The organism is Streptomyces sp. NPDC057271 (assembly GCF_042668715.1).
Taxonomy (GTDB): domain Bacteria; phylum Actinomycetota; class Actinomycetes; order Streptomycetales; family Streptomycetaceae; genus Streptomyces.
Genome location: NZ_JBHUYJ010000024.1, coordinates 67,313 through 78,994, shown reverse-complemented (window position 1 = coordinate 78,994; position 11,682 = coordinate 67,313). Strand labels below are relative to the sequence as shown.

Annotated in this window: 8 protein-coding genes, 3 pseudogenes and 1 riboswitch; of the genes and pseudogenes, 8 read left to right on the top strand and 3 right to left on the bottom strand. The window is 67.3% G+C overall.

What is annotated here, in order from left to right; genetic code table 11:
* The first annotated feature begins 336 nt into the window (after positions 1 to 336).
* Positions 337 to 1,107 carry an IclR family transcriptional regulator gene (locus ACFUJR_RS14450; protein ID WP_383177777.1) on the top strand — a complete coding sequence of 257 codons (771 nt, stop codon included), beginning with the start codon at positions 337 to 339 and terminating at the stop codon, positions 1,105 to 1,107.
* Positions 1,108 to 1,245: 138 nt separating this feature from the next.
* A complete protein-coding gene (locus ACFUJR_RS14445) occupies positions 1,246 to 1,680 on the top strand; it encodes an SsgA family sporulation/cell division regulator (RefSeq protein ID WP_352188575.1) in 435 nt (144 codons plus the stop codon).
* Positions 1,681 to 1,762: 82 nt separating this feature from the next.
* Here the strand turns inward: ACFUJR_RS14445 and ACFUJR_RS14440 are convergent, their stop codons facing one another.
* Positions 1,763 to 3,124: a YibE/F family protein gene (locus tag ACFUJR_RS14440; protein WP_383177774.1), complete on the bottom strand. Its 1,362-nt coding sequence runs from the start codon at positions 3,122 to 3,124 to the stop codon at positions 1,763 to 1,765.
* Between the two features lie 71 nt (positions 3,125 to 3,195).
* Positions 3,196 to 3,342: riboswitch (TPP riboswitch) on the top strand.
* Here ACFUJR_RS14440 and thiC point away from each other — a divergent pair.
* A complete protein-coding gene (gene thiC / locus ACFUJR_RS14435) occupies positions 3,336 to 5,126 on the top strand; it encodes a phosphomethylpyrimidine synthase ThiC (RefSeq protein ID WP_383177771.1) in 1,791 nt (596 codons plus the stop codon). It overlaps the preceding riboswitch by 7 nt.
* A 218-nt stretch (positions 5,127 to 5,344) precedes the next feature.
* Here thiC and ACFUJR_RS14430 read toward each other — a convergent pair whose 3' ends face one another.
* Positions 5,345 to 5,950, bottom strand: coding sequence for a hypothetical protein (locus ACFUJR_RS14430; protein ID WP_383177768.1), 606 nt, complete (start codon positions 5,948 to 5,950; stop codon positions 5,345 to 5,347).
* Between the two features lie 484 nt (positions 5,951 to 6,434).
* Between ACFUJR_RS14430 and ACFUJR_RS14425 the strand changes: the two genes are divergently transcribed.
* Positions 6,435 to 6,968, top strand: coding sequence for an NUDIX hydrolase (locus tag ACFUJR_RS14425; RefSeq protein WP_362534343.1), 534 nt, complete (start codon positions 6,435 to 6,437; stop codon positions 6,966 to 6,968).
* Here the strand turns inward: ACFUJR_RS14425 and ACFUJR_RS14420 are convergent.
* Positions 6,946 to 7,797, bottom strand: a pseudogene (locus ACFUJR_RS14420) (hypothetical protein); the annotation flags it as partial. The gene ACFUJR_RS14425 and the pseudogene ACFUJR_RS14420 sit on opposite strands and share 23 nt — an antisense overlap.
* Here ACFUJR_RS14420 and ACFUJR_RS14415 point away from each other — a divergent pair.
* The 4 genes and pseudogenes from ACFUJR_RS14415 to ACFUJR_RS14400 all read left to right on the top strand — a co-directional run.
* Positions 7,781 to 8,026: pseudogene (locus ACFUJR_RS14415) on the top strand (transposase); the annotation flags it as partial. The pseudogenes ACFUJR_RS14420 and ACFUJR_RS14415 sit on opposite strands and share 17 nt — an antisense overlap.
* Positions 8,027 to 8,380: 354 nt before the next feature.
* A pseudogene (locus ACFUJR_RS14410) lies at positions 8,381 to 9,121 on the top strand (DUF2637 domain-containing protein).
* Between the two features lie 133 nt (positions 9,122 to 9,254).
* Positions 9,255 to 10,718 carry a replication initiator gene (locus ACFUJR_RS14405; protein WP_383177764.1) on the top strand — a complete coding sequence of 488 codons (1,464 nt, stop codon included), beginning with the start codon at positions 9,255 to 9,257 and terminating at the stop codon, positions 10,716 to 10,718.
* Positions 10,715 to 10,882, top strand: a complete 168-nt coding sequence (locus tag ACFUJR_RS14400) for a hypothetical protein (RefSeq protein ID WP_383177761.1) — start codon at positions 10,715 to 10,717, stop codon at positions 10,880 to 10,882. Before ACFUJR_RS14405 ends, ACFUJR_RS14400 begins: the two co-directional genes overlap by 4 nt.
* Positions 10,883 to 11,682: the final 800 nt, after the last annotated feature.

Below are 11,682 nucleotides of genomic sequence, written 5' to 3'. Positions count from 1 at the left end.
CGGTCCGACAACCGCTCACCCGCAGGCACCCTGACCTGCCCCACCCTCGCCACACCACAACCAACGAGCGCAGGACATTTAAGTCACCGGCATTGGGGTTAGCCCGGGCGAGGGACGCGGCCCGAGAATCCGGGTTCGGGCCTGAGGGCTGCCATTAGAGTGCAGATCTCTGCCGCCCCGGGGAAAGCCGGCGTAGACCTCCGCATCGTCCTGCGGTGGCCCACCGGTCCCGGGCGGGTCCGCCATGGACCCCACCGGTTCCCAGGCCGCGGCGGGCGCGGGGGCGGCCCCCGCGGGCGGGTGTACGGCACCCGTCGTCACGCCTGGGGGTGACCTTTGGCCACGGCTACGCAGTCCGCCGCTCCTACCCTGATCGGCTCGGTGCAGCGGGCGTTGAGACTACTGGAGGCCGTGGGCTCCCACGAGGACGGAGCTCCCGCCAAACAACTCGCGCGTGAGGCAGGACTCCCGCTGCCTACCGCCTACCACCTGCTGCGCACCCTGACGCACGAGGGCTATCTCCGCCGCGAGAAGGGTGTGTTCGTCTTCGGCGACGCGGCAGGTCGACTGGCCGGCGGCGGAGTTCTGCAGAATCGTCGCACCAGGATCGAGGACTCCCTCGCGCACTGGCGCGACGAAATCGGGGTCCCCATCTACTTCGCGATCTACCGCGAGGGTGAGATCGAGCTCGTCGCCGTCGCCGATACCCCGTCCGCCCCCGCCGTGGACGAATGGGCCGACTTCCGCGAGACGGGCCATGCGCATGCGATCGGTCAGTGTCTGCTCAGTCAACTGGATCTGAAGACTCGTCAAGACCACCTCGATCGCCACCCGGTGGAATCCATCACCCCGTACACGGTGCGTAACCGTCGTACCCTTTTGGATCGTTTGGGCGGTATGGGGCGAATGGAACCCCTGGTGGAGCGTCAGGAATATGCGCTGGGCACGGTCTGTGCCGCAATCCCCATCACCGCGGGCTCCACCGCGGCCACGATGGCCATTTCCGTCCCCCTCCACCAGGAAGAACGGTTGCTACCCGCAGTCAACCGACTACGCAAAGAAATCGGAGGGCTCTTCAGCTCCTTCGCTTTCTCTATCAGTATCTGAAAAATCACTCCTTGTGATCTGCTAGTGCGTGCAGCACGATTGCGTCAAGCAGGCCATGAGGGATCATTCCTGGCCGTTTTGGGCACAGCTTTCAGCTGCTGTGTTTACACAACTGCTTCATCTACTGCGGGGTACATCATGCGAGAGTCGGTGCAGGCCGAGGTCCTGATGAGCTTCCTCGTCTCCGAGGAGCTCTCCTTCAGGATTCCGGTGGAGCTGCGTTACGAGACCCGGGATCCCTACGCGGTGCGGATGACGTTCCACCTTCCCGGAGACGCGCCTGTGACCTGGGCGTTCGGCCGGGAGCTGCTCCTCGACGGGATCAACGGACCGAGCGGGGACGGCGATGTGCACATCGCGCCGACCGAACCCGAGGCTCTCTCGGACGTCGCCATCCGGCTCCAGGTCGGCAGCGACCGTGCCCTGTTCCGCGCCAGCGCCCCGCCCCTCGTCGCGTTCCTCGACCGTACGGACAAGCTCGTTCCACTTGGCCAGGAACGGACATTGGGTGACTTCGAGGACAATCTGGAGGCGGCGCTCGGCCGGATCCTCGCGGAGGAGAACGCCGGCTGACCCGGCCGTCCCGGCCGCGCGGTCAGGTCGCCCCGGCTGACCCGGCTGAGCAGCCCGCCCCGGCCGCTACCCCGGCCGACCGTCATTTTGCGCGGCGGCGGCGACCACCCCTGGCCGCAGGCTTCCCCACGCCGCCCGGCCGGTCGGCGGAGACCACCAGGGCCGCGAGAGCGGTGGTGAGCGGGACCGAGGCGACCAGCCCGATCGATCCCACCAGCGTGCGGACGATCTCCTGCGCGACCAGTTCGCTGTTGGCCACCGTCCCCACGCTGCTCTGAGCGATGGAGAAGAGCAGCAGCAGGGGCAGGGCCGCACCGGCGTACGCCAGTACCAGCGTGTTCACCACGGACGCGATGTGGTCGCGGCCGATCCGGATCCCGGCCCGGTACAGCGCGCGCCGCCCCATGCGGGGATCGGCCTGGTGCAGCTCCCACACCGACGAGGTCTGCGTCACCGTCACATCGTCGAGGACACCGAGCGAACCGATGATGATGCCGGCCAGCAGCAGACCCGACATGTCGATTTCCGGGTAGAGACCGTGGATCAGGCCGGTGTAGTCGTCGGTGTTCCCGGTCAGTGACGCCCAGCTGACGAAGTACGAGCCGAGGAGACCGATCAGCAGCAGCGAGATCAGTGTCCCGAGGACCGCGACCGACGTACGGGCCGACAGGCCGTGGCACATGTAGAGAGCGATCAGCATGATCGCGCTCGACCCGACCACCGCGACCACCAGCGGATTCGAGCCCTCGAGAATCGCCGGCAGGATGAAGAAGGTCAGGATCAGGAAGCTCACCGCGAGCGAGATCAGCGCCATCACTCCGCGCATCCGGCCGACGAGCACGACCACGAGCGCGAAGATCAGGGCGAGGACCGTCAGCGGAACCTTCCGGTTCACATCCGTCACCGAGTACTGCAGATCGCGGGGGGCGTCCGGCGCGTACGCCACCACCACGCCCTGTCCCTCGTCCAGTTGGCGCGGCGCGTCGGGCTGCACGATCTCGGTGAAGGTACGGCCCTGGTCCGGACCGCTCGTGACCTCGATCGTCGCCTTCTCGCACTGCCCCTGCTGCGCGTTGACCGCCTCGCGCCCCTGGGGCGTCGAGACGTCCCCGGTCGGCGGTACCTGACCGGCGTTCACGTCCTGGCAGTCGACCTGCTCGACCGAGGTGACCTTGCCCTGGTAGGTCTGCCGGTCGAAGCCGACGCCGGTGCGTTCGTGCTCCGGGGCGCCGCCGGGCCATAGGACGACGAGCCCGACCACGACGGCCGTGGCGAACGGGATCAGGACGGCCGCGATGACTCTGCGTAGATGCCGGGAGACGGGCGCGGCGGGTCCATGGCTGTGGGTGTGGCCGTGCCCGTGACCGACGTCGCCAGGTCCGTGACCGACGTCGCCGTGTCCGTCGTGGCCGTCGGGTTCCGGGTTCTGCTGCGAGGAAGTCACCGACCGATCATCGCAAGAACGATGGGGGCCCACTGTTCAGCACGGCCGGGTTGACGCTAGCGTGGTGCCACCTTTGCACACGCGGGAGCTCGGAGCACCGGGCTGAGAGGGCGCTGATCACCGTACGCGCGTACCGATGTACGTACGGGAGGAGGCTGCGCCGACCGCCGAACCTGTTACCGGGTAATGCCGGCGTAGGGAGATCGGTCTCATGACCATTCAGGATGCACGCACGCCTGCCACCAGCGAGAACGCCGGCCTGGACGAGCGCAAGCCGGGCTGGCACAAGGGGTACGTCGAGGGCTCGCGCCCCGACCTCCGGGTGCCCGTCCGCCAGGTGCACCTCACCAACGGCAAGGACGTGACGCTGTACGACACGTCCGGTCCGTACACCGACCCCACCATCGACACCGACGTACGCCGCGGCCTTCCGCCGCTGCGCGAGAACTGGATCATCGCGCGGGGTGACACGGAGGAGTATGCCGGTCGCCCGGTCCGCCCCGAGGACGACGGCATCAAGCACACCTCGCCGCGCGGAGGCCTGAAGAACCTCGACGCGGTCTTCCCCGGCCGTCCCCGCCAGCCCCGCCGGGGCCGTGACGGCCAGGCCGTGACCCAGCTCGCGTACGCCCGCCGGGGCGAGATCACCCCGGAGATGGAGTACGTCGCGATCCGCGAGAACGTCTCCCCCGAGGTCGTACGGGAGGAGATCGCGGCAGGTCGGGCTGTCCTTCCGGTCAACGTCAACCACCCGGAGATCGAGCCGATGATCATCGGCAAGCGGTTCCTGGTGAAGGTCAACGCCAACATCGGCAACTCCGCCGTCACCTCCTCCATCGAGGAGGAGGTGGAGAAGATGACCTGGGCGACCAAGTGGGGCGCCGACACGGTCATGGACCTCTCCACCGGCCGCAACATCCACACCACGCGCGAGTGGGTGCTGCGCAACTCCCCCGTGCCGATCGGCACCGTGCCGCTCTACCAGGCGCTGGAGAAGGTCGACGGCAAGGCCGAGGAGCTGACCTGGGAGATCTACAAGGACACCGTCATCGAGCAGGCCGAGCAGGGCGTCGACTACATGACGGTCCACGCCGGCGTGCTGCTGCCGTACGTGCCGCTGACGGCCCGTCGCAAGACAGGCATCGTCTCGCGCGGCGGCTCGATCATGGCCGCCTGGTGCCTGGCGCACCACAAGGAGAACTTCCTCTACACGAACTTCGAGGAGCTCTGCGAGATCCTGGCGACGTACGACGTCACGTACTCGCTGGGCGACGGGCTGCGGCCCGGCTCCATCGCCGACGCCAACGACGAGGCGCAGTTCGCTGAACTGCGCACGCTCGGCGAGCTGAACACGATCGCCAAGCGCCACAACGTGCAGACGATGATCGAGGGCCCGGGCCACGTCCCGATGCACAAGATCAAGGAGAACATCGACCTCCAGCAGGAGATCTGCGAGGAGGCGCCGTTCTACACGCTCGGCCCGCTCACCACGGACGTCGCCCCGGCGTACGACCACATCACCTCGGGCATCGGCGCCGCGATGATCGCCTGGTGGGGTACGGCGATGCTCTGCTACGTCACGCCCAAGGAGCACCTGGGCCTGCCCAACCGCGATGACGTGAAGACCGGTGTCATCACGTACAAGATCGCGGCGCACGCGGCCGACCTGGCCAAGGGGCACCCGGGGGCGCAGGAGTGGGACGACGCGCTGTCGGACGCGCGGTTCGAGTTCCGCTGGGAGGACCAGTTCAACCTGGCGCTCGACCCGGACACCGCCCGCGAGTTCCACGACGAGACGCTGCCGGCGGAGCCCGCGAAGACCGCGCACTTCTGTTCGATGTGCGGTCCGAAGTTCTGCTCGATGAAGATCAGCAGAAGCATCACAGAGCAGTTCGGTGGAGAAGCGGACGCCAGCCCCGAGGAGATCGAGGCCGGGATGTTGGAGAAGTCCAAGGAGTTCGCGGCCGCTGGCAACCGGGTCTACCTGCCGCTGGCGGACTGATCCGCGGATGACAGGCAACCGGCCGACGGGTACGGGGGCGTCGTCGGCCGGTCGTTTGCCTGAGGACAGGGGTGCTTAGCGTCCCCAGCCGATTCACCTGCTGGCTGAAGTTGCCCTCCGTCCTCTATGGCTAGGGGGCAACGCAGCACAGGTGGTGGGCTTCAGCCACGAGTGCTTCCGGCGGCGGCTGCGGAAGCGAAGCCAGGTTGGTGAGCGACTTAGTAGAACATTCGTTCCGCCTCCGCTAGGACAGGCTCCCAGACCTCGGATGGTCTTGCGGGAGGCACGTTGAATCCCTGAACTAGCAAGCGGAGCACTTGTTCCAGAGACGTTCTGCCGGTGGGAAAGTGCACTCGTTCAAGAGGCCACCCGGGGCCTCCCGGCCCATCAGGCTCGGGCAGCAAGGCATGAAGATCTAGATGAGCTGCCGGGTGCTGGTCCTCCGCTTCGTAGGCGTAGTCGTAGCGGAAGACTTCAGAGTGGTCGGTATCTGTCCACTGGTACTGGATCTTGGATTCGGTGACGGCCAAGCGATTGTTCCCTGTAAGTGACAGCCGGTAGCCGACCTTCAGCCAGTGGCCATCCCGAAGCTTGAGCATCCCGGCGTCGGAAACAAGAGGTGCCCTGTACCCACCTTCCAGAACCCATACGGCGTCTCCTCTCAGGGAGGGCCTCAGGATCAAGCGCTGCCCCTGCTCCATCACTGTGATCGCCAACAGCTTCTGCGCGAGTTCGCGGAATGCCGTCGCGGACTGCCTGCCACCTTGGCGAACCTTGGCAGACAGTGTGCGCACCTCAGCGCACTTGTTCTCGACTTCGCTCATCGGAAGGCCCAGCAAGCAACGGGTCATCGGACGGAAGTAGATGGAGCAAGATCAAGACGTCCGTGAGGGCTCCTGGATTCTGCAACTTCCCCGAACGGTACTGTCTGAGGACCTCCTCTACCGTCATGCCACAGCGGCTCTTAGCGGCCCAAGTGAGGCGGTCGACGATCTCCTCGCGTGTGATGGGCACGATGTTGGGGTCATCTTCGATGGCCGCCATTTGATCTCCCAGGTAGGAATGAGCGCCTCTGTCTGCCCACCTGTCCAGTGTGCACCCAGACTGCTGATGGCAGCTGGTCGAAGATCTCTCGCACGGGAGCCGTCGGCCACGTAATGGTTCTATTGATGGCTGATCTTCTGGCGGCTGACCCCCAGGCAGCACATGCCTGGGGGTATTCGTCAGGATGACGCGAATTTACCCCAAGCTGGTCACCGAAGAGACCTGCTCTGCGATGCTGGGGGCTGATCGAGAGGGGCAGCAGCGATGCAGTGGAAGATCCACGGGGAACGTCCGATCTATGAGAACCAGTGGGTCAACCTCTGGTTGACCGATGTGGAACAGCCGGACGGGCGCCGGTGGGAGTACCACGTCGTCAAGCTCCGGCACCTGGCCGTGGCCGCCGTGATCAACGACAAGCAAGAGATCCTGATGATGTGGCGGCACCGCTTCATCACGGACTCGTGGGCGTGGGAACTGCCCATGGGCCTGGTCGAGGACGGGGAGAGCCCTGCCGACGCTGCCGCCCGTGAGGTCCTGGAGGAGACGGGCTGGCGGCCTGGACCGATGAAGCCGCTGATCTACGCGGAGCCGGCCAACGGGATCACGGACTCTCAGCACCACGTGTTCCGTGCCGACGGGGCCGCCTACGACGGTCCGCCCACCGAGAAGAACGAATCCGACCGGATCGAGTGGATCCCGCTGGCTGACATCCGGGGCATGATCGACCGCCGCGAGATCGTCAGCAGTGGCTCGCTCGTCGGCCTCCTGTACGTCCTCATGGACGAGGCGATCCGCTGACCTGAGCGGGGAGGAGATCCCGTAGTCGTGACTCGAAGGCCAGGGCTACGGGCTCCCGCCGATACGGGGCCAGCTCCTCGTAGAACTCGCGCAGGTGCCCGGCCACACGCTCCGAGGCGACCGAGGAAGCGGGCTCCAGCGCGTCCGTCGCCGTCTGGCACGCCTGGTCCAGCTTGCCGAGGCTGAGCTGTGTCCGGGCGAGCCAGAACGCGTGGAATGCGCGTCCTCGCTGATTTGCGCTGCTCTCCCGCCTCAAGGCGTCCGCGATCAGGGGTTCGGCGGTCGCTGCCTCGCCGAGTCGGCCGTGTGCGATGCCGGTGTCGACGATGAGCTTGGTCTCGTCGAAGTAGGTCACCCACGCGGGGTCGGGGTCGCTGTCCTTGATCCGTTCGAACTGGCGGTGTGCCTCGCTGATGGCCGCGTGGGTGGCAGTGTGGCTGCCCAACGTCGCGTGGGCGAACGCCTCCCGCAGCGACAGCATCGACAGCACGCGCGGGGTGGTGCCGACTGCTGCGCGGGCCTCGTCCTGGGCTGCGTTGACGAACGCCAACGCGTCCCCGGGCCTGTCCTGGTACGTCGCCTGCAAGCTCATGCAGGCCAGCACGTTGGCCATGAACTCCCGGTCGTCGATCTCCCGGGCGAACTGCAACGCCTCGGTGAAGTACGACCGGGCCTGGTTGTACTGGCGTGCGTCGAAATGCGTCCAGCCCGTGAGGCGCGCGAGCTCAGCGGCCACGCCGTACAGGCCGTGCTGGATGGGGGCGGGGCGATTCTCCTTCAGCAGCTCGACGACGTAGCGGAGCTGCCCGACCACGGCCGGCCGGACCGAGAACTGCCAGATCGGCGTCTTCGCCGCCTACGCCACGACCCTGGGCCGGGCCCTGGTCGACCGCGAGCTCTACCTGCCCAAGTCCTGGACCGAGGACCGTGAACGCTGCCGCACCGCAAGGGTGCCCGACGAGCGGGAGTTCGCCACCAAGGGCGAACTGGCCCGGCGCATGGTGCTGCGGGCCCTCGCCTCGCCGCTGCCCATCGCCTGGGTCACTGCGGATTCCGCACAGAAGACCGCCGATGCCGCCGTGGCCGCCCTCGGCGAGGACATTCGCGAATGGCCGGACGTGAACCCGACGACGTTGCAGGACTCGGCCTATGTCGGCGTCGCGGTCATGAACGGCAAGGCGGGCTTCACCCGTCTGCGTACCCCGTACGTCGAAGAGGAGGACGCGGCCCGCATTGCGTCCGAGACCGCCCACCTCACGGCCGACCCCGCCGACCTGCTCTCCGCCCGGCTCCCCGCAGGCATCGACCTGACCAAGTACGACGGCTACGACGAGGGTGAGGAGCCGCTCGCCGCATAGCCCAGACGACCAATCCGCTTATCCCTGCGTGCTGTTGAGAGGAGGTGAACCCCTATGACTGAGGACCGGATCACTCAGCGCACCGTGACCGTGGTCATGGGCATCATCGCGGCCCTGGCCTTCGTATTCTCCTTCGGCAACGTCTGGGCCCTCGCCCTGCGGCTCGGCATCCCCGAGCCCATCGCGCCGCTGATCGCTCCGATGGTGGACCTGTCCGTGGTCGGACTCCTGGTGGCCCTGCGCTACCTCTCGCTGCGCGGCGTCCCGCCAGAACAGATGAAGGCCGCTACCCGGCTGATGCACTTCTCCGGACTGCTGACCCTGGCCCTCAACATCGCCGAGCCCCTGGCCGCCGGCCACTAAGGCCGCGCTGCCGTGGACGCGGTTGCCCCGCTGCTCCTCCTCGGCTGGGGAGCCGTCGGCCCCCAGCTCCTCCGGGCCTTCCACGCCATCGGCACCCCGGCGCCCGTCCCCGTGGTCACGGAGCCGAGACCGGAACCCCAGCCCGTTCCCGCGCCGGTCGTCCCGGCTGAGGAAGGCGAGTCTGTCACCACCCCGGCCCCTGCCGATCCGGCCCCCGTGCCCGAGCCCGCGCCCGTGACGCTCTCGCCCGTGCCCGCCCCGGCCCTGGCGCCTGCGGTCAAGGTGCCCGAGCCGCTGCTGAACGAGGCACGCTCGATCGCGGACGCCCACCGCGTCCAGCATGACGAGCCCATCACCACTGCCCAGCTCAAGGCGCGGCTCGGCGTCGGCCTGCCCATGGCCACCGCCCTGCACTCGGCCCTGACGGCCTGACCTTCCCGCCGGCCTTCCGGCTCCCCTCCCGCCCCCGGCCCCCAAGGGGCTCGGTCCGCCATGCCCCGAGCAGCCCGCGCATCCGTCGGCCTGCTCGGGGCCCCAGCCCAGCACGAAGGGAGAACCCGCCCTCATGAAGCGCCCCCTGGACCTGCGCCACGTCATCAGCCCCGCCCTGCGGGACCTGATCGAGCTGGCCAACCTCGAAGACTTCGACCGTGTGACGGAGCAGGTCCGCAACGTCCGCGGTTGCACCCGCCCGGTCAACCTCGTCGGCCACACCGCCACCCTCGACGCCGCCACCCGCACCGTGGTCCGCGCTTACTCGACCGCCAACGAACCCACCGGCCGACTCCTCACCACCTGCGGCAACCGCCGCGCCTCCCGCTGCCCGGCCTGCTCCCGCGTCTACGCCGCAGACACGTACCACCTGATCAAGGCGGGACTCTCCGGCGGCAAGACCGTCGCGGAAGACGTCCGCACCCACCCCCGAGTCTTCGCCACGCTCACTGCGCCTTCCTTCGGGCCGGTCCACAACCGCCCCACCACTCCGTCGGGCAGGCCCCTGGACTGCCGCTGCGGCCGGCACCACGCCGAGGACGACGCTGCCCTTGGCACTCCGCTCGCCCTGGCCTCGTACGACTACACCGGCGCCGTGCTCTGGAACGCCCATGCCGGGGCGCTCTGGGCACGCTTCACCATCTACCTCCGGCGCGAACTCGCTGCCCAACTCGGCATCATCCAGAAGGCGTTGAAGGCCGCTCTGCGCGTCTCCTTCGCCAAGGTCGCCGAGTACCAGAAGCGCGGCCTGGTCCACTTCCATGCCGTGATCCGCCTTGACGGCCCCGACGGACACACCACCGCGCCCCCGCCCTGGGCCACCCTCGACGCCCTGGACCACGCCGTCCGCGCCGCTGCCCGACGCGCTCAGCTCACCATCGAGTCGGACGCCGTGGGCGAACGCGTCATCGCCTGGGGCGACCGCATCGACGTCCGTGAGATCAAAGCCCTGGGAGACGGCGAACTCACCGACCAGAAGGTGGCCGCCTACGTCGCCAAGTACGCCACCAAGAGCGCCGAGGGCTCCGGCACGGTCGACCGCACCCTTGTCTGCCGCCCCTGCTCCGGACGCGGATACACCAGCGGCCCGGACGGCTTCCGCGACCTGTGCGCCGACTGCGACGGCACCGGACAGGCCGAACCTCTGCGTGACCTCCAGGTCCAGCAGCACGTACGGCAGATGATCCGCACCGCCTGGGCGCTCGGCCACCTGCCGGAGTTCGCGGACCTCAAGCTCTGGAAGTGGGCCCACATGCTCGGCTTCCGTGGCCACTTCTCCACCAAGTCCCGCGCCTACTCGACCACCCTCGGCGCGCTCCGCGACGTACGCCGAGCCTGGCGCACCGCCCAGGCCGATGCGGCCCGCACCCGCGCCGGCCACCCCGTCCCCGACGAGAACACCACCCTCGTCACTGAAGCCTCCTGGGCCTATCTCGCCTCTGGCTACCGCCCAGGTGAGGAACTCCTCGCCAACCGGGTCCGCCGTGACCTCGCCCATGCCGAACGCCTCAAGACAGAAGGAAACCCCTGGCAGTGATCACGGTCGCGGAGAAGCCGGTTCGTTCCCTGGCAGACGAGGCCAGGGAACGTTGGATCCGGAAGTGCGTGGACGAGGCCCCGCCGCTGAGTGACGCCCAGCTCAAGAGCATCGGCACGGTGCTGGGCATCCGCCTCACTCGGAAGTACGCCACACAGGGTTGAGCGTCATCTGGGGCGACAGCCGGCCTGTTTGGGCTGCCTGGGAAGGGTTCGCCCGCCGTTCTCACCCTGCATGACGCACATTGCCCCTGGCACCTTTGCGCGCTGACTGCCAGCTTCACGCTTTGCCGTCCACCTCAGGTATCGCGGCCAGATGGCCTGAAGCCCACGGGCGCGCGGACACTACCACTTAGGATGATGCCAAACGACAGCCCTGTTTAGGGGGTAGTAGATGAACCTTTCGGCACGCTTATTCGGCGGCGCAGTCGTCTCAGTGGCTCTATCCATATCTGCTCATCTTCTCCCAAGCATTCCTCCGGTAGCCTTAGCCCTTGCGAACGAGGACTCACCGATGGTGGATGCTTTCGCCTACGGAAAGTTTGGGGGGGTGATTATTCCGTCGGGAATGATCGGGTCGGCATCCGGAGGTGCGGCGCTCTTGCTCATCCTGATTTATCGCAGGGTGTTTCTCTGGCGCCCTGGAGGCCGACTCTTCGTCTTCTCTGGTCTGTTGCTCTCCGGGGTTACTCTAGGGGCCCTTTGGATTCTGTGCACGGCCGGCGGGGTAGACGCTTTCTTGCCTGTTTCTGCTCTGGCTGCCGTTCTGGCCTTCTTGACGTGGTTTGCGATCCCCGCGCTTGGAGCAGAGGTTACGCTAACCCTACTTCCACTACTTGCCCAGAGAGGGGAAGCGAAAGCCAAGAGTGTCCCGGGTGGTAAAGGGACGGCTGGCGAAATATTCCCGATAGAAGCTTCACATGACCGCACCAGATTGCAGGACGGGTGGCTGGAGTAGTGAAGCG